The 17,581-nt window shown below is 74.0% G+C and carries 17 protein-coding genes; 7 read left to right on the top strand and 10 right to left on the bottom strand.

Annotated features, from left to right (window positions below; all coding sequences use genetic code 11):
• The first annotated feature begins 13 nt into the window (after positions 1–13).
• Positions 14–1,375 (top strand): C39 family peptidase, encoded by a 1,362-nt coding sequence (locus tag GCE86_RS27220; protein ID WP_154229540.1) that lies wholly within the window; start codon positions 14–16, stop codon positions 1,373–1,375.
• 56 nt (positions 1,376–1,431) lie between these two features.
• On the opposite strand, the gene GCE86_RS27215 is transcribed toward GCE86_RS27220, so the two are convergent.
• From GCE86_RS27215 to mqnE, 4 genes are all read right to left on the bottom strand, one after another.
• Complete coding sequence (locus GCE86_RS27215; protein WP_154229539.1) at positions 1,432–1,917, bottom strand: hypothetical protein; 486 nt, start codon at positions 1,915–1,917, stop codon at positions 1,432–1,434.
• A 52-nt stretch (positions 1,918–1,969) separates the two neighbouring features.
• Positions 1,970–2,248: a DUF4229 domain-containing protein gene (locus GCE86_RS27210; RefSeq protein ID WP_154229538.1), complete on the bottom strand. Its 279-nt coding sequence runs from the start codon at positions 2,246–2,248 to the stop codon at positions 1,970–1,972.
• 85 nt (positions 2,249–2,333) lie between these two features.
• Complete coding sequence (locus tag GCE86_RS27205) at positions 2,334–2,762, bottom strand: hypothetical protein (RefSeq protein ID WP_154229537.1); 429 nt, start codon at positions 2,760–2,762, stop codon at positions 2,334–2,336.
• Between the two features lie 10 nt (positions 2,763–2,772).
• On the bottom strand, positions 2,773–3,942 hold the full coding sequence (mqnE, locus tag GCE86_RS27200; RefSeq protein WP_154229536.1) for an aminofutalosine synthase MqnE: 1,170 nt from the start codon (positions 3,940–3,942) through the stop codon (positions 2,773–2,775).
• Positions 3,943–4,184: 242 nt separating this feature from the next.
• Here mqnE and GCE86_RS27195 point away from each other — a divergent pair, with 242 nt between their 5' ends.
• From GCE86_RS27195 to GCE86_RS27180, 4 genes are all read left to right on the top strand, one after another.
• Positions 4,185–5,783: a C40 family peptidase gene (locus GCE86_RS27195; protein WP_167537077.1), complete on the top strand. Its 1,599-nt coding sequence runs from the start codon at positions 4,185–4,187 to the stop codon at positions 5,781–5,783.
• 112 nt (positions 5,784–5,895) lie between these two features.
• Positions 5,896–7,317, top strand: a complete 1,422-nt coding sequence (locus tag GCE86_RS27190) for a hypothetical protein (RefSeq protein WP_154229535.1) — start codon at positions 5,896–5,898, stop codon at positions 7,315–7,317.
• 189 nt (positions 7,318–7,506) lie between these two features.
• Positions 7,507–9,564 carry a DEAD/DEAH box helicase gene (locus GCE86_RS27185; RefSeq protein WP_239542177.1) on the top strand — a complete coding sequence of 686 codons (2,058 nt, stop codon included), beginning with the start codon at positions 7,507–7,509 and terminating at the stop codon, positions 9,562–9,564.
• Positions 9,565–9,675: 111 nt separating this feature from the next.
• Positions 9,676–10,296 carry a putative glycolipid-binding domain-containing protein gene (locus GCE86_RS27180; protein WP_154230695.1) on the top strand — a complete coding sequence of 207 codons (621 nt, stop codon included), beginning with the start codon at positions 9,676–9,678 and terminating at the stop codon, positions 10,294–10,296.
• Between the two features lie 4 nt (positions 10,297–10,300).
• Here the strand turns inward: GCE86_RS27180 and cds1 are convergent, their stop codons facing one another.
• Genes cds1 through GCE86_RS27165 form a run of 3 tightly spaced genes read right to left on the bottom strand, consistent with a single transcriptional unit; the run spans position 10,301 to position 12,750 of the window.
• The gene (cds1, locus tag GCE86_RS27175) at positions 10,301–11,392 is read right to left on the bottom strand and encodes an L-cysteine desulfhydrase Cds1 (RefSeq protein WP_154229534.1); all 1,092 of its coding nucleotides are present in this window, start codon (positions 11,390–11,392) and stop codon (positions 10,301–10,303) included.
• A gap of 10 nt (positions 11,393–11,402) precedes the next feature.
• Positions 11,403–12,245 (bottom strand): SDR family oxidoreductase, encoded by an 843-nt coding sequence (locus GCE86_RS27170; protein WP_154229533.1) that lies wholly within the window; start codon positions 12,243–12,245, stop codon positions 11,403–11,405.
• Positions 12,246–12,291: 46 nt separating this feature from the next.
• Complete coding sequence (locus GCE86_RS27165; protein WP_154229532.1) at positions 12,292–12,750, bottom strand: Lrp/AsnC family transcriptional regulator; 459 nt, start codon at positions 12,748–12,750, stop codon at positions 12,292–12,294.
• Positions 12,751–13,018: 268 nt separating this feature from the next.
• Here GCE86_RS27165 and GCE86_RS27160 point away from each other — a divergent pair, with 268 nt between their 5' ends.
• A complete protein-coding gene (locus tag GCE86_RS27160; protein ID WP_013473529.1) occupies positions 13,019–13,285 on the top strand; it encodes a BldC family transcriptional regulator in 267 nt (88 codons plus the stop codon).
• A 54-nt stretch (positions 13,286–13,339) separates the two neighbouring features.
• Here GCE86_RS27160 and GCE86_RS27155 read toward each other — a convergent pair whose 3' ends face one another.
• Positions 13,340–13,984, bottom strand: a complete 645-nt coding sequence (locus GCE86_RS27155; protein ID WP_154229531.1) for a UbiX family flavin prenyltransferase — start codon at positions 13,982–13,984, stop codon at positions 13,340–13,342.
• Positions 13,985–14,113: 129 nt separating this feature from the next.
• Here GCE86_RS27155 and GCE86_RS27150 point away from each other — a divergent pair, with 129 nt between their 5' ends.
• Complete coding sequence (locus tag GCE86_RS27150; RefSeq protein WP_154229530.1) at positions 14,114–15,073, top strand: terpene synthase family protein; 960 nt, start codon at positions 14,114–14,116, stop codon at positions 15,071–15,073.
• 7 nt (positions 15,074–15,080) lie between these two features.
• Here the strand turns inward: GCE86_RS27150 and mqnP are convergent, their stop codons facing one another.
• Together mqnP and GCE86_RS27140 are read right to left on the bottom strand one after the other, a co-directional pair.
• Entirely contained in the window at positions 15,081–15,995 is a 915-nt protein-coding gene (gene mqnP, locus GCE86_RS27145; protein ID WP_154229529.1) for a menaquinone biosynthesis prenyltransferase MqnP, read from the bottom strand.
• The gene (locus GCE86_RS27140; RefSeq protein WP_154229528.1) at positions 15,995–17,455 is read right to left on the bottom strand and encodes a menaquinone biosynthesis decarboxylase; all 1,461 of its coding nucleotides are present in this window, start codon (positions 17,453–17,455) and stop codon (positions 15,995–15,997) included. Before GCE86_RS27140 ends, mqnP begins: the two co-directional genes overlap by 1 nt.
• Positions 17,456–17,581: the final 126 nt, after the last annotated feature.

Below are 17,581 nucleotides of genomic sequence, written 5' to 3'. Positions count from 1 at the left end.
CAACGGAGTGCACATGGTCAGACCAGTCCTGCGTGCGGTCGCCCTCATCGGCACCGCCGCGCTCGCCCTCGCCGGTGTGACGGCGCCCGCCCACGCCGACAACAACCTGCCGGTCGTCTCGCACGACGAGCAGATCACCTTCCAGGAGTGGTCCAAGTACCCGGACTGGAGCGGCGGCACCCACCAGGGCACGTACGCCATCCCGGGGCACCGCACCGGCATCACCATCGGTCAGCCGGCCGGCACCACCGAGTTCACCGACGAGCACACCGGCACGACCCGGACCTGGGAGTACGCGACCTGGACCTCGCCCGAGCGGCAGGTCGGCTTCGACGCCAGCGAGCTGGTCGCGTCGTGGAACGCCGCGACCCCGGCCGGCACCTGGATCCAGGTCGAGCTGCACGGCACCTACAACAACGGGCAGCACACCGACGAGGGGGCCGGCAGGGACGGCTGGTACGTCATGGGCCGCTGGGCCTCCGGCGACCAGGACATCAAGCGGTCGACGCTGGACGGCCAGGGTGACCCCTGGTCGACCATCTGGACCGACACGTTCTCCATCGACAACGCCAAGGCGGGTGTGCTGCTGCGGTCGTACCAGCTCCGGCTGACCCTCTACCGCGCGCCGGGGCAGACCGCCTCGCCGCGGGTCTGGATGCTCGGCGCCATGAGCTCCAACGTGCCGGACCGGTTCACCGTCGCCCCGAGCAAGGGCGGCATCGCCTGGGGCACCGAACTGGCCGTGCCGCGCTACTCGCAGAACGTCCACATCGGCGAGTACCCCGAGTTCGACAACGGCGGGGAGGCCTGGTGCTCGCCCACCTCGACCGAGATGGTGGTCGAGTACTGGGGCCGTAAGCCCTCCGCCGAGGACACCGCCTGGGTCGACCCGAGCTACGCCGACCCCACGGTCGACCACGCGGCCCGGATGACCTACGACTACGAGTACGAGGGCGCCGGCAACTGGCCGTTCAACACCGCGTACGCGGCCAGCTTCCCGGGCCTGGACGCCCGGGTCACCCGGATGCACTCGCTGGACGAGGTGGAACGCTTCATCAAGGCCGGCATCCCGGTGATCACCTCGCAGTCCTTCCTGGCCAGCGAGCTGGACACGGCCAACTACGGCACCTCCGGGCACCTGTTCGTGATCGTCGGCTTCACCGCCGACGGCGACGTGATCGTCAACGACCCGGCCTCGTCGTCCAACGACGCCGTGCGCAACGTGTACAAGCGGGAGCAGTTCGAGCAGATCTGGCTGCGCACCAAGCGGTACCGGGCGAACGGCACGGTGGCCTCCGGCTCCGGCGGCATCGCGTACCTCATCAAGCCGACCGACAAGGCCTGGCCGGTCGTGCCGGGCTCGACCAACTGGTGAAACGCCCGGGCCCGGCGCGTTCCCCCGTTGGGGGATCGCGCCGGGCCCGGGTCTGGTCAGACGGACGGGGCGAACGAGGCCGGCGGGGCCGTGGGCTCCTTCGCCCGGCGGCGGTTGCGGATCGCCCGCACGATGATCCACACCCAGGCCACCAGGGCGGCCACGCCGGCCAGGGCGAGCCCGGTGACCAGCAGGTACGTCGAGCCGCCCGCGGTGGAGAAGACGCCCTTCCGGGCACCGGAGTCGCGCGCCGGGGCGGTGGCTCCCGCGGCCAGCTCGTCCGGCGCGTCGTAGAGGATCACGTCGGCGCGCTTGGCGCCGCCCTCGGTGGCGACGAAGGTCCCGTGCCACTCGCAGTTACGCCGGCCGCATTCCTCGTTCACCGCGGTGAAGGTGCCCGGCGTGCCGCCACCGTTCTTCGCCTCCCAGGCCGGGGCGAGGTCGGTGACGCTCAGCATCAGTCCGATGGCGGCGATGACCGGCAGGCCGATCCAGACGAAGACCTTCGTCCGCCACCCGTTGATCGTGTTCAGGAAACTCACGGCGGCAGACCCTAGCGGCCCGCGGCGTTTCCCGCTGCCCCGTTCCGGGCGGTCAGCTCTCCCGGCGCTCGTCGGAGCGCTCGGCCTGGTCCTCACCGGCCAGCGCGGAGCGCAGCCGGTCCTTCTCCGCGCGGCGCCGCTCCGACGCCTCGGCCATCTCCCCGGCCATCTCGTCCCGCCAGCCGCGGAGCAGGAAGAACGACAGCGCCGCGGAGAAGACCAGCGCCAGCATCAGCCGCAGGAACATGTTCATCTCGACGAACCAGAGGGCCGCCAGCACGCCGACGAACAGCCCGATCCGGCCCAGCGTGTACTTGACCGCCGCGCTCACTGCGACGCCTCGGTTCGCGACTGCGGGGCTCGCAAACCCGGCTCACTCCTCGCGCTCACGCCGCCACTTCCTTCGCTCTCACGCCTCAGCCCGTCCGCCGGGCCAGCCAGTGCACGCCATGAAACCAGACCACCGCGTAGACCACCGTGAACACCGCCGCCGCCAGCGCGCCGGAGACCAGCGCCGGCAGGCCGGCGGCGAGGCCGGCCGCCAGCAGGCCGGCGAAGACGCCGAGCGCGAGCCCGGCCAGCGCCGCGAGCACCCGGGCCGCGCCGAACTCCCAGGCCCGGAAGTCGTCCCAGAACAGCCAGAGGGGCAGGATCACCGCGAGCCAGCCGTTGGTCCGCCCGAAGTCGCCCGCGCCCATGGTGGCGAAGGCCCACTCGAAGAGCACCAGCGCCAGCACCCCGATCACCAGCCCGGCGAGACTCACCCCGAGCAGGTCGCCCAGGGTGAGGATGCGCCCCTCGGCGTCCCGCCGGGGGAAGCTGCGCTGCTGCTCCTCGGTGCTCATCGACGTGCGGTCAGGCCCAGACCTGCTGCGGCTCGGCGCGGCGCTCCGCCAGCGACGGGGCCGCGTCGTACTCGCGGACGATCTCGTAGCGGGTGTTCCGCTCGACCGGGCGGAAGCCCGCGTCCCAGATCAGGTCGAGCAGGTCCTCGCGGTGCATGGTGTTCGGCGTGCCGTACGAGTCGGCGTCGTGGGTGATCTTGTATTCCACGACCGAGCCGTCCAGGTCGTCGACACCGAAGTTGAGCGACAGCTGGGCCACCGAGAGGCCGTGCATGACCCAGAAGCACTTCACGTGCGGCACGTTGTCGAAGAGCAGCCGGGACACGGCGAACGTCTTGAGCGACTCGGCCGGCGAGGCCATCGTGGTCTGCGCCTGGATCCGGTTGCGGACCTTGCCGTCCGCCGAGTCGACGAAGTCGTGCTGGTAGCGCAGCGGGATGAAGACCTGGAAGCCGCCGGTCTCGTCCTGCAGCTCGCGCAGCCGCAGCACGTGGTCGACCCGGTGCCGGGGCTCCTCGATGTGGCCGTAGAGCATCGTGGACGGCGTCTTCATGCCCTTCGAGTGGGCCAGCCGGTGGATGCGCGACCAGTCCTCCCAGTGGCAGGCGTGGTCGACGATGTGCTGCCGGACCTCCCAGTCGAAGATCTCCGCGCCGCCGCCGGTGAGCGACTCCAGGCCGGCGTCCATCAGCTCGTCGAGGATCTGGTCGGCGCCCAGGCCGCTGATCTTCTCGAACCACTGCACCTCGGTGGCGGTGAACGCCTTCAGGTTGACCTTCGGCAGCGCCGCCTTCAGCTCGCGGAGCACCTTCGGGTAGTAGCGCCACGGCAGGGTCGGGTGCAGGCCGTTGACGATGTGCAGCTCGGTGAGCTGCTCATCCTCCATCTCCTTGGCCTTGCGGACCGCCTCGTCGATGCGCATCGTGTAGGCGTCCTTCTCGCCCGGCTTGCGCTGGAACGAGCAGTACGCGCACGAGGCGGAACAGACGTTGGTCAGGTTGAGGTGCCGGTTGACGTTGAACATCACCCGGTCGCCGTTCAGCTCGGTGCGCTTGTGGTGGGCGAGCCGCCCCAGCCAGGCGAGGTCGTCGCTCTCGTAGAGGGCGATCCCGTCCTCGCGGGTCAGCCGCTCCCCCGCGTAGACCTTCGCCTCGAGCTCACGCTTGAGTCCGGCGTCCATCCGAAAGCCACGTCCCTTCCACCTGCGGTCCCGGTCGAGCGTACGTCGCGGGCTGGACGAACCGGTGACCCGGTCAACCGCAGCGACCTACTTCACCGGTCGCCCGGTCGACCGTCACGCTCCGCGCATCGACATAGCTGCGTTGGTGAGGTAAGACAGGATGGGGCGGAACACACACCGGTACCGTCCTGCCTCACCGCGCCCACCTGGCGCGGAAGACACCAGACCGGACGGGGAGCGGAATGGTCGACAGCACCCAGGGCCGACGCCGAGGACGCCGCTATCCGGTGATCTCACCGGTGCTGCGCCCGGCGCTCTGGTCCGCCCTGCTCGGGGCGGTCGCGGCCGCGGCGCTCGCCACGCCGGCCTGGGCCGACCCGCTGCCCGACACGGTCCCCAGCACCGGCTCCCGCCCCCAGGTCGCCGGCACCCTCCAGCTCCCCACCGTGCCCGGCGCCGTTCCCGGCCTGCCCGGCACGGTGCCAGGCGCGCCCGGCCGCACGCCCGGTCTCCCCGGCACCACGCCGGCCGTCACCAACCCGGCCGACGGCCCGCTGATCGCCCAGATCAATCAGGCCGACGCCCAGGTCGCCCAGCTCGGCGACACGCTGCTCAGCGTCAAGGGCGAACGGGACACCGCGCAGGCGGACCTGACCCTCGCCGCCACCCGGCTGAAGGAGGCCCAGGACGCGCTCCTCCGGGCCCAGGAGAACGCGAAGGCCGCCGCCGCCGACGCCGTCAAGGCCGACGCCGCGCTGCCGCCCGGCGAGTTCGGGGCCAGCCTGCGCGAGCTCGCCAACCTCCAGCGGATCACCCGGGGCGACAAGGCCGAGGGCACCACGACCGCGGTGACCGGCGAACTCGCCCGGGCCACCGCCGCCGAGCAGGTCGCCCGCGAGGCCCACGCCTCGGCCGAGCGACGCGCCACCGAGAAGGCGGCGGAGTACACCCGGGTCGAGACCGACCTGCACAAGCAGGAAGCCACGCTGCTCAAGCTCCGCAAGGACAACGCCGCCAAGCTGCGCGACATCGAGCGCCGCGAGGACGCCGCCGAGCAGCAGCTGGGCAGCTCGTACGTCGTGAACCAGAGCGTCAGCGGCCGGGTCGCCGACCCGAGGGCCCTGGCCGCGGTGCGCTACGCCCTCGCCCAGCTCGGCGACCCCTACCTCTGGGCGGCCGAGGGGCCGGACCGGTTCGACTGCTCCGGCCTGGTGCTCGCCGCCTACCAGTCGGCCGGCTACCGCGGGCTGCCCCGGGTCTCCCGCGACCAGTACTACGCGACCCGCTCGCGCACGGTCGACCCCAACGCGCTCCTCCCCGGTGACCTGCTCTTCTTCGCCTCGAGCAGCAGCTGGACGTCCATCCACCACGTCGCCATGTACATCGGCAACGGCAAGATGGTCGAGGCGCCGCGGACCGGCGACGTCGTCAAGATCTCGGTGGTCCGGTGGTCCCGGCTCTACGCCGCCACCCGGGTGCTCGGCGCGGTCCCCGCTCCGGCCACCCCGGCGCCGACGGTTCCCAGCACCCCGCCGACCACTCCGCCGGCCACCCCGTCGAAGCCCGGCTCGACGCCGAAGCCCACGAAGACGGCGACGCCCAAGCCGACGAAGACGGCGACGCCGAAGCCCACGCCCAGCACGTCGAGCCCGACGCCCACCCCGTCGACCGCGCCGAGCACCACGACACCGCCGCCGCCGACGTCCGCGCCGCCGAGCCCGACCGACTCGCCGACCTCGGCGCCGACCAGCACCGCCGGCGCCGACCCGACCGGTGACGCGGCCGAGCCGACCGGCAGCTCGGCCGAGAGCACCTCGGCGAGCCCGAGCGCCACCGACTGACCCCAACCGTCCACTCCGGCTGTGCTCCCGGGCCGGAATGTGGCACGGTGAGATCCAGGCACGCCCGACCGGCGCCACCGGTCGGGGGCGAGCGTGGGCGCGGAGGGGCGAGATGGGCGAGCAGGACGTTCCGGCGGAGACGGTCCACCCCGGATCCGCGCCCGACGCCGCCGATCGGCCGGCCGACCCCGCCGTCGAGAAGCGGCCGGCCGACGCCGCCGAGGAACGGCCGGGCGCGGTTGCTCCGGTGACCGTCGCGCGGGCCCGGGTCAGCGTCGCCGGCGCCGTGGCCCCACCGTCCGAGCAGTCGCCGAGCCCGCCCGCCACCGGCACCTACCGCGCGAACGGACCGGCCGAGGCCGTCCCGGCGCTGGACCGGCGCCGCCCGGGCGCGTCCGTCCCGCCGGCCTCGACCTGGTCCGCCTTCGCCGCCGCCGAGCACTCTCCCGCCGCCGGCGCCGCCCCGGCCACCGAGCCCGCTTCCGCGAATGTCGCCGGCGCGCCCGGGCTGCCCACGCCGCCAGCCGAGGCGCCGGATGCGGATGCCGGCCGGCCGCCTGCCACGAAGGCCCCGGTCCCCGCACAGGGACACGCCCGGGCCAGCGCGTCGGTTCCCGGGCTGACCCGGGTCTCGGCCGAGGAGGTCGCCGCCGTGGCGGCCGCCGGAACGCCGGGCAGCGCCAAGGTCTACCGGGCGGGCCCGGTCAACCCCGAGCCGCCCGAGCCGGCCCAGCCGCCGGAGCCGGCCCAGCCCCCGACACCGCCCGTGCCGGAACCCGAGCCGGCGCCGACTCCCGTACCGGGTCCGACCCCGCCCTCCCCGGCACCGCCCGGGCCGGTGCCCGAGCCCCCGTTCCGGCCGACGCCGCCGGTGCCCACGCCGCCGGTGCCCGCACCGCCGCCCGGCCCGACCCCACCGGCACCCGTGCCCCCGGTGCCGGGCCCACCGGCACCCCCGCCGGGCCCACCGGTGCCCCCACCCCCGCCGCCGCCCGGCCCGATGCCGGCACCGCCGTTCCCGCCGCCGCCCGCCATGGCCGGGGCACCGGGATCGACCCCGTTCCCGGCCGCCGGCCAGCCGGGCGCGCCGTGGGCCGCCGCACAGTCGGCCGCGGCGCCGCTCCCCACCGCTCCGCCGGCGGTGCCCGCGCCGGCGCTGCCGACCTGGCCGCCGTCCGCCAACCCGACCGAGTACCGGTCCGGGTCGGCCGGCCACCCGGAGCCGGCGCACCCGGTGAGCCGCCCGCGGACCGGCCCCGAGCTGGCCGGCACCACGTACGGCGGCACCGAGGGGCCGGGCTTCGCCACGGTCTCCTTCCCCCAGGGCAACCCGCTGGAGAACTCCGGCTCGCTGACCGGGCACATCCTGGCCCAGGGCTGGTCCGAGGACGCCCCGGCGACCCGGTCGCGCAACACCAGGGTGGTGCTCGTGCTGGCCGGCGCGCTGGCGCTGCTGGTCGCGATCAGCCTGGTGGTGGTCTTCCTGGCCAACGACGCGCTGAGTGGGCTCACCGGCAACGCGCTGACCAGGTGACCGGGGTGAGCCCGCCCACTACGGCCGCGCGGTGCGGTGGCGGGTTCGCCGGACCGCCGTACACTTGTGGAGATCACTGACCTGGCGCGCCCGATGCGCGCGCCCATGGGCGATCTTGCGGGCGAATCGGCGGCGTCACGAAGCCGCGGCGGGCCATCGCGAAGATGCGCCCCGCTCGAAAGGCATTTCTTGACCACGTTCGCTGCCCCTGGCACGTCCCCGTCCGCCGACCCGACCATCGACACCCCTGACTTCGCCGCCCTCGGCCTGCCCCGCCAGCTGGTCGAGGCGCTCGCCCGGCAGGGCATCACCACCCCGTTCGAGATCCAGCGGGCCACCGTGCCGGACGCCCTCGCGGGCCGCGACGTGCTCGGCCGGGGCCAGACCGGCTCGGGCAAGACCCTCGCCTTCGGCCTGCCGGTGATCGCCCGCCTCGCCGAGCGGAACCGGGCCCGGCCGCTGCACCCGCGCGCCCTGGTCCTGGTGCCGACCCGCGAGCTGGCCATGCAGGTCAACGACGCGCTGATGCCGCTCGGCAAGGCGGTCGGCATCTTCCTGAAGACCGCCGTCGGCGGCGTCCCGTACGACCGGCAGATCGACGCGCTGCGCCGCGGTGTGGAGATCGTCGTGGCCACCCCGGGCCGGCTCGGCGACCTGATCGAGCGGGGCGTCTGCAACCTCGACGACGTCGAGATCACCGTGCTGGACGAGGCCGACCAGATGGCCGACATGGGCTTCCTGCCCGAGGTCACCGAGCTGCTGGCTAAGACCCCCGCGGACGCCCAGCGGCTGCTCTTCTCGGCCACTCTGGACAACGACGTCGACACCCTGGTCAAGCGGTTCATGACCGACCCGGTCACCCACTCGACCGCGCCGCCGACCGCCGCCGTGTCCACCATGGATCACCACCTGCTGCTGATCCCGCCGCACGACAAGTTCGCCGTCGCGGCGTCCATCGCGGCCCGCGAGGGTCGCACCATGCTCTTCGCGCGTACCCAGCTCGGTGTCGACCGGCTGGTCGAGCAGCTCGCCGCCGTCGGCGTACGGGCCGGCGGCCTGCACGGCGGCAAGACCCAGCGGATGCGCACCCGCACCCTGGCCGATTTCCGCGAGGGCCGGATGAACGTGCTGGTCGCCACCGACGTGGCGGCCCGGGGCATCCACGTCGACGGCGTGACGCTGGTGCTGCACGTGGACCCGCCGAAGGACCCGAAGGACTACCTGCACCGGGCGGGTCGCACCGCGCGGGCCGGTGAGTCCGGCGCGGTCGCGACGCTGGTGCTGCCGAAGCAGCGCCGGACCACGCTCGCCATGCTGGAGAAGGCGGGCGTCGAGCCGGCCGAGTCCCGGGTCCGCGCCGGCGACGCGGCGCTGACCGAGCTGACGGGTGCCCGCGAGCCCAGCGGTGTGCCGGTCCGCGACGAGCCGGAGCCGCGCCGGGGCGGCCCGCGCCGCTCGGGCGACCGGGACGGGCGCGGCGAGCGCCGCTTCAGCGACCGGCCGGCCGGCCGGAGCTTCGACCGGGGTGACCGCCGTACCGACGACCGGCCGGCGGGCGGCCGCGGTCAGGACCGGCCCTTCGGCGAGCGGCGCTTCGACCGCGACGACCGCGGCTTCGGCGAGCGGCGCCAGGCCGACCGGGGCAGCTTCGACCGGGGTGGCTTCGACCGGGACGCGCGCGGTGAGCGGCGCTTCGGCGACCGTGGTGAGCGGCGCTTCGACGAGCGCGGCAACGGCCGGCCCTCGGGCGACCGCCCCTTCGCCGACCGGGCCGGGCGCGACCAGCACCGGCCGACCGGCGCGGGTCGCGGCTACGACCGGGACGCCCGCGGCGACCGGCGGCACGACGACCGGCCCACCGGCGGGCGCACCTACGGCGACCGGCCCACCGAGGGCCGCGGCTACGGCGACCGGGACGGCGGGCGCGCCTACGGCGACCGGCGGCACGACGACCGGCCCACCGGCGGGCGCACCTACGGCGACCGGCCCACCGAGGGCCGCGGCTACGGCGACCGGGACGGCGGGCGCGGCCACGGCGACCACGGCCGCCGCTACGAGGACCGCCCGCAGGGCGAGCGGCGCTTCGGCGACCGCGACGCCCGGGGCGAGCGGCGCTTCGGCGAGCGGGGCGAGTTCCGTCCGGCCGAGCGCCGGGGCGGCTTCCGGCCGGAGGCGCGCGGCCGGGACGACCGCCCGCGCGACGACCGGCGCGGTTTCGGCGGCCGCCCGCCGGCCCGCACCCACTGATCCGGCGACACCAGCACACCGACGCCGCCGTCGAGCCACCGCTCGGCGGCGGCGTTCGTGCATCCGCTGCCGGTGTCCGCCGAGTCGCGTAACGTCCGGTTCATGCCCACCATGCCGAAGTCGCTCTTCTGGACCCGGACCGACACCGCCGGCTCAGAGCACGTGGTGCTCGACGACCGGCAGGGGCTCACCGCGCAGGGCGTGGCGCTGGCGGTCGACCCGATCCCCTACACCTGCCGCTACCAGCTGACCGTGGGCGCGGACTGGTCGACCAGCCGGCTGGAGGTCACCGCCGAGGGCGCGGGCTGGTCGCGGAGCGTACGCCTGGAACGGGGTGGGGACGGGTGGCGGGTGCGCACCGGCGAGGAGGGTGACCTCGACGCGGCGTTGCGCGCGGCCGGGCATCCGCCGGCCGGGCTGCCGGGCACCGACGACCCGGACCGGCTGGCCGAGGCGCTCGACGTCGACCTGGGCGGCTCACCGCTGACCAACACGCTGCCGGTGCGCCGGCTCAACCTGGGCCGGGCCCCGGCCGACCAGCCGCGGACCATCACCGCCGCCTGGGTGCTGCTGCCCGGCCTGGCGGTGCTCCCCGCCCAGCAGGTCTACACCTCGCTGGGCCCGGGCCGGGTCCGCTACGCCAGCGACTCCTTCACGGCCGACCTGGACGTCGACCCGGAGGGTTTCGTGGTGCGCTACCCGGGGCTGGCCGAGCGGATCGACCCCCGTTGACCCCTCAGGCCGGCCAGGCGCCGCCAGCCAGGAAGCGGTCGATGGTGGCGAGGTGCGGGGCGAGGTCGAGGCCCTGCCCGGCCACCCACTCGTCGTCGTAGTAGGTGTGCGCGTAGCGGTCGCCCGGATCGCAGATCAGCGTGACCACCGAGCCGGTCCGGCCGGTGGCGAGCAGTTCCGCGATCAGCCCGAAGGCACCCCAGAGGTTGGTGCCGGTGGAGCCGCCCACCCGTCGGCCGAGCACCGCGGAGCCGGCCCGCATGGCGGCCAGCGACGCGGCGTCCGGCACCTGCATCATCCGGTCGACCACGCTGGGCAGGAAGGACGCCTCGACGCAGGGCCGCCCGATCCCCTCGATTCGCGAACCCTTGTCGGTGCGGACCGACCAGTCGCCGGCCTGCCAGGCCGGATAGAACGCGGAGTTCTCGGGGTCGACCACGCAGAGCTTCGTGGGCAGCCGGCGGTAGCGGGCGTACCGGCCGATCGTGGCGCTCGTGCCGCCGGTGCCGGCGCCCACCACGATCCAGGCCGGCACGGGGTGCCGTTCCAGGGCGAGCTGCGCGTAGATCGACTCGGCGATGTTGTTGTTGCCCCGCCAGTCGGTGGCCCGCTCGGCGTAGGTGAACTGGTCCATGTAGTGCCCGCCGGTGTCCTCGGCGAGCCAGCGCGCCTCGATGACCACCTTGGCCGGGTCGGTCACCAGGTGGCAGCGGCCGCCCTGGAACTCGATCTGGGCGATCTTCTCGGGCGAGGTGGAGGCGGGCATGACGGCGATGAACGGCAGCCCGAGCATTCGCGCGAAGTACGCCTCGGAGACTGCGGTCGAGCCGGACGACGCCTCGACGATGGTGGTCTCCGGGCCGATCCAGCCGTTGCAGAGCCCGTACAGGAAGAGCGAGCGGGCCAGCCGGTGCTTGAGCGAGCCGGTGGGGTGCACCGACTCGTCCTTGAGGTAGAGGTCGATGCCCCACTCCCGCGGCAGCGGGAAGGGCAGGAGGTGGGTGTCGGCGGAGCGGTTGGCGTCCGCCTCGACCGTGGCGATCGCCTCGGTCACCCAGCTCCGGCTGGCCTCGTCACACCGGTCGAGATGAGTCACGCCGGCAACGTTACAAGCGGGGTGGGCCGGCGGCCGGGCGGGTCCGGCGCGCCTGCCGCCGCTGGCCGGCGCGGCCGGCGGCCCGGACCACCGGGGTGAGGGCCAGGGCGAACCGGGGGAACGCGTCGAGGAGCCGCACCTGGGCGCCGCGCCAGCGCGGCAGGCTGACCACCGGCCGGGGCCGCCGGGCCAGCCGTACGGCCCGCGCGGCGACCCGCTCCGGGGTCAGCAGCGCCCCCGTGAAGGACGCCAGCGCGCCGGGGTCGTCGAGCTTGTCGTGCAGCATCGGCGTCCAGATCCCGTCCGGGCACAGACACGACACGTGTACGCCCCGGACGCCGGCCATCCGCAGGTCGGACAGGGTGCCGAGGCTGAACGCCAGCAGGGCGTGCTTGCTGGCCGCGTACACGGTCTCGCCGGGGGCGGCGATGAGCCCGGCCAGCGAGACGATGTTGAGCACGTGGCCGCGGCCCTGCGCCCGCATGACCGTCAGGGCCGCGTGGGTGCCGTTCATGGCGCCCAGCGTGTTCACCTCGACGAGCCGGCGCCGGGTGGCCGCGTCGTGCGTCCAGGCGGGCCCGGTGGCCAGGATGCCGGCGTTGTTGACCCAGAGCCCCAGCCCGTCCGGCGTACCGGCCGCTTCGGCGGCCACGGCCGTGCAGGCCGCCTCGTCGCGCACGTCGAGTACGCGGGACCAGCCACCGAGCGGCGCCGCCGCGGCGGCCACGGCGTCGGCGTCCACATCGGTGAGCAGCACCCGCCACCCGTCGGCGTGCAGCGCGGCGGCGATGGCGCGGCCCAGGCCGCGGGCCGCCCCGGTCACCACGGCGGCGCCCCGCCCCGGAGTCGTCATCGGCGCACGGTAACGCCCCGGGCGGGCCGGGGCCAGAGCGCGACGGTCAGGAGGCGGTGGATTCGAGCGGCTGGGGCCGGTTCTCCCACTTGGTCGACAGGGCGATGCCGGTGCGGGTGGAGGCCACCCCGGCGGTCCGGTTCAGCCGGACGATCAGCTGTTCGAGCTCGGCGATGGTGCCCACCCGGGCCTTCAGCAGGAAGGACTCGACGCCCGCCATGAAATAGCAGGACTCGATCTCCGGCATCTGGCGGAACGCCTCCAGCACGTCGTCGGTGTCGGCGGTCGAGTCCTCCACGATGCCGATCAGCGCGGTCACGCCGAGCCCGATCGCCTCCGGCTCCACCTCGGCCCGGTACGCCCGGATGACGCCGCCCGACTCCAGCTTGCCGACCCGCTCGTGCACGGCCGGGGCGGAGAGGCCGACCTGGCGGGCCAGTTCGGCGTACGACAGGCGGGCGTTGCCGCGCAACAGCTCCACGAGGCTCAGGTCGATCGCATCCACGGAGAGTGACCCTATCCTTTCGGGCGTAACGCCCGGCACGCGGCATCAGTTGAACATGACGTCACGTTGCCGTTCACAAACGTGCAGTCACGGGGGTTCTACGCCGGTAGCATTTACTAACTTCTCACTGTGTGCGTTTTTCGCGTTTGGCGGACACGCCAGGTCGCTGGTGCTGTAATTGCCATACGTCCCTCATGACGGCTCTGGGCTCGCACCGGCCGGGGGCAGTGTGTTCAGCCGGGGGCTTCGTCGACGCGAGGAGGGGGCTGTGGACACTGGAGATCGCCTGCTGACACCGGGTGAGGTCGCCGCGCTGTTTCGGGTTGACCCGAAGACCGTCACCAGATGGGCAGCGGCCGGCCGGATCGGCAGCATCCGGACTCCAGGCGGGCATCGCCGGTTTCGGGAATCCGAGGTGCGGGCCCTGCTTGAGGGGGAGGGCATGCTGGACGAGGCGGAGGACATGGGCAAGGCACGCAACATGGGCCCGACCGCCTCGACCGGCCCGGGGCCGGCGAACGCCGGAATGTACTGAGGCGACACCGATCGGGACGCGGCCCGCTCCTGGCCCGCGTCCCGATCGGCGCCGTCAGGTCCCCTCCGCGTCCCGGCGGGCGGCGGCCAGCTCACCGGACCAGCGGCGGAACAGCGTGTGCGGCACGCCGAGCGCGTCGAGCACCTTGCCGGCCACGAAGTCGACAAGCTGCTGGGCGGACGCCGCCGCCCCGGCACCGTAGAAGCCGGGGCTCGCCGGCAGCACCACGGCGCCGGCGTCGTGCAGCGCGATGAGGTGTTCCAGGTGACTGCGCGTCACCGGGGTCTCCCGGGGCACCACCACCACGGGCCGCCGCTCCTTGAGGTTCACCTCGGCGGCGCGCTGCAACAGGTCCTTCGAGAGCCCGATGGCGATGCCGGCGCAGGCCGCCGTGCTGGCCGGGACGACAGCCATGCCGCGTACCCGGTAGGAGCCGCTGCTCGGGCCGGCGGCCAGGTCACCGGCCGGCCAGTGCCGCAGGTCCGCGTCGGCGAGGTCGCGGCCCAGCCAGGCGGCCAGGTCCTCGGCCCAGTGCCCGTCCCGGAACGGCCGGCCGGTCTCGTCGAGGATGGTCAGCCGGGCGGCCCGGGAGACGATCAGGTCCACCGCCTGGCCGGCGTCGAGCAGGCCCCGGACGACCGCGGCCGCGTACGGCGTACCGGAGGCCCCGGAGACGCCGACCACCCATGGTTCGCGCATGCCGTCCAGACTGCCTGGTCGGGCCGGACGGCGGGCGGCCACCCCCGGCGTTGCCCGCCCGGGTCGGCGGCCGCCCCGCGAACATGGGATTCTTCCTCCGGCGATCCACGTCGATGGAAGGGGCCGGAGATGACGGCGGCGGTGCTGCGGGCGTTGCGAGCCGATTGCCCGATCCCGCCCCGGCTCTCCCCGCACGCGGACCCGGTGCAGGAGTGGCTCGTCGACCAACTGGTCCGGCTCGGCCTGCCGCTGGATCCGGCGATGCGGGAGCGGCTGGCCCGGGCCGGCTTCGCCCGCTACGCCGGCCGCCTCTACCCGGACGCCAGCGAGCCCGACCTGCGGGCGCTGGCCGCCCTGTTCACCTGGTTCTTTTTGGTGGACGACGCCTGCGAGGGGCCGGACCGGCTGGCCCCCGCGCAGATCCGGGCGCTTCGCGACGGGGCGCTGGCCCTGCTCCGGGTGGGCCCCCGGGCCCGGCACCCCGGCTTCTCCGGCCCGCTGCGCCGGCTGCTGGTCCAGGCGTGGCGGGAGCCCCGGCGCCGGATGCCGGCCCGCTGGCGGCTGCGCTTCGCCGACGCCGTGGCCGACCACCTCGACGGCGCCGAGCGGGAGGCGGTCGCCACGGTCGCGGGACGGCCACCGGGCGTCGCCGAGTACGTGCGGCTGCGCCGGGCCACCTCGGCGGCCTACGTCTCGTACCCCCTGATCGAGTTCGCCGCCGGGCGGCCGATGCCGGACGCGGTCTACCACTACCCCGCCCTGCGCCGGCTCGCGGACCTCGCCAACGACCTCCTGTCCTGGTACAACGACCTGGCCTCGCTGGAGCGGGACCGGGCCGGCGCCGGCGGCCACAACCTGGTGCTGGCGGTGGCCGCCGAGCGGGGCGTGCCGGTACCCGCCGCCGTGGACCTGGTCGCCGCGCGCTGGCGCGCGGAGATGGCCCGCTTCGTGGCGCTGCGCGCCGCGGTGCCGTCGTTCGGGCCGGCGCTGGACGAGGCGGTCACCGCCCACCTCGACGGGCTGGCCAACGCGGTCCGCGGCACGGTCGACTGGACGCTGGAGAGCGCCCGCTACCCGGTGGCGGGGTGACGCCCGCTCAGGCGCGCAGGCCCAGGCGGATCACCAGGTCGAGCAGGGCGAAGACGAACAGCGCGATGCCGACGAAGCCGTTGGCGGTGAAGAACGCCCGGTTGACCTTGCTCAGGTCGGTCGGGCTGACCACCAGGTGCTGGTAGCCGAACGCGACCGCGGTGAGCGCCAGCCCGATCCACCAGAGCCAGCCGAAGCCGACCAGCGCGCCGAACCAGATGAACAGCGCGAAGGTCACCACGTGCGCGACGGTCGAGGCGTGGAGCGCGAAGCGCCGGCCGTAGCGGGCCGGGACGCTGTGCACCCCGATCTCCCGGTCGATCTCGGAGTCCTGGCAGGCGTAGATCAGGTCGAAGCCGCCGATCCAGAGGCCGACGGCCGCGCCCAGCAGCCAGGCCGGCCCGGAGCCGGCGAGGGTGCCGGTCACCGCGAGCCAGGCGCCGACCGGGCCGACCGCCTGGGCGACGGCCAGGATGGCGTGCGGCCAGTTGGTGAACCGCTTGCCGTAGGGGTAGACGACCAGCGGCACCACGGCGAGCGGGGCGAGCGCCAGGCAGAGCGGGTTGAGCAGGGCGGCGGCGGCCAGGAAGACCACCAGGGCGACGACCGCGCCGGTCCAGGCCGTCCGCACGCTCACGGCACCGGTCACCAGCTCCCGGTTGGCGGTACGCGGGTTCCGCGCGTCGATCCGCCGGTCGAGGATCCGGTTGGCGGCCATGGCGAACGTCCGCGCCCCGACCATCGCCACGGTGATGAGCAGCAGGTCGAGCCAGCGCACCCGCCCGCCGTGGACCTGCATGGCGGTCAGCGCCGACAGGTACGCGAACGGCAGCGCGAAGACCGAGTGCTCGATCGTGACGAGCTTGAGGAACGACTTGACCCGGCCCGGGCGTTCCACCGGGACCTCGGCGACGGTGGCCATCAGATGCCGTACTCCTTCCAGCGCTTGTCGACCAGCGAGACCACCTCGGGCGACATGGTCATCTCCTCGGGCCAGCCCCGGGTGTAGCCCTCGGTGGGCAGCTTGCGGGTCGCGTCGAGGCCCGCCTTGCCACCCCAGAACTGCTGGTACGAGGCGTGGTCCAGGTGGTCCACCGGGCCCTCGGTGACCAGCAGGTCCCGGGCGTAGTCGACGTTGCCGAACGCGCGGAACGCGACCTCGTTGTAGTCGTGCACGTCGCAGTCCTCGTCGACGATCACGATCAGCTTGGTGAGCGACATGAGGTGCGCGCCCCAGATCGCGTTCATCACCTTCTGCGCGTGCTTCGGGTAGCGCTTGCGGATGGAGACGATCGCGCAGTTGTGGAAGACGCCGGCGGCCGGCAGGTCGTAGTCGACGATGTCGGGGATCATCATCTTGAGCAGCGGCAGGAAGATCCGCTCGGTGGCCTTGCCGAGGCCGTGGTCCTCCTGCGGCGGCTTCGAGGTGATGATCGAGTGGTAGACCGGGTCGCGCTGCATGGTCATGGTCTCGACGTGCAGCACCGGGAACGGCTCGACCGGCGTGTAGAAGCCGGTGTGGTCGCCGAACGGGCCCTCGGGCAGCCGCTCGCCGGGCTCCAGATAACCCTCCAGCACCACCTGGGCGTTCGCCGGCACCTGCAGGGGCACGGTGAGGCAGTCGACCATCTCCACCCGCTCGCCGCGCAGGAAGCCCGCGAACAGGTACTCGTCGATGTCGCTGGGCAGCGGCGCGGTCGCCGCGTACGAGACGACCGGGTCGCAGCCGATGGCGATGGCCACCGGCAGCCGCTGGCCGAGCCGCTCGGCGACGGCGTGGTGCGCCGTGGAGTCCTTGTGGATCTGCCAGTGCATGCCGAGGGTGTTCCGGCTGTGCTGCTGGAGCCGGTAGAGGCCGAGGTTGCGCTTGCCGGTCTCCGGATGCTTGGTGTGGGTCAGCCCGAAGTTGTGGAAGATCCCGCCGTCGCCGGGCCAGACCTGGAGGCCGGGCAGCCGGTTGAGGTCGACGTCGTCACCGCGGTAGACCACCTGCTGGCACGGCGCGGTCTTGACCTTGCGCGGCGGCAGCGACTTGAGCTGCATGACCTTGCCCAGGCCGTCGCGGATGCCGGACCAGCCGACCGGCAGCTCCGGCTTGATCATCGCGCCGATCCGCTCGCCGATCTCGTCCAGCGTCTCGACGCCGAGCGCCATGGCCATCCGCTTCTCGGTGCCGAACAGGTTGATCGCGACCGGCATCTCACCCCGGGTGGGCCGCTCGAAGAGCAGCGCCGGCCCGCCGTCGCGGACGGTCCGGGTGACCACCTCGCTGATCTCCAGCGTGGGGTCGACCGGAACGCCCACCCGCCGCAGCTCACCCGCGGCCTCCAGGGCCGCGAGGAAATCCTTGAGATCGGTGTACGGGAAGCCACGAGCCGCCATGCCCGCCAGTCTCCCGCACCGGTGTTCTCAGCGTCCAAGCCGGGTGGTGTGAGCTGAGCCGTGGCGTCGGGCGAGCGCACCCGGCGCGGTCGGCGGCCCGGCATGGCTCCCCGCTCAGCGGGTAGT

It is taken from the genome of Micromonospora terminaliae, assembly GCF_009671205.1.
GTDB lineage: Bacteria > Actinomycetota > Actinomycetes > Mycobacteriales > Micromonosporaceae > Micromonospora > Micromonospora terminaliae.
Note: the sequence above shows the minus strand (reverse complement) of the source record. Positions and strands in the feature narration are given on the sequence as shown.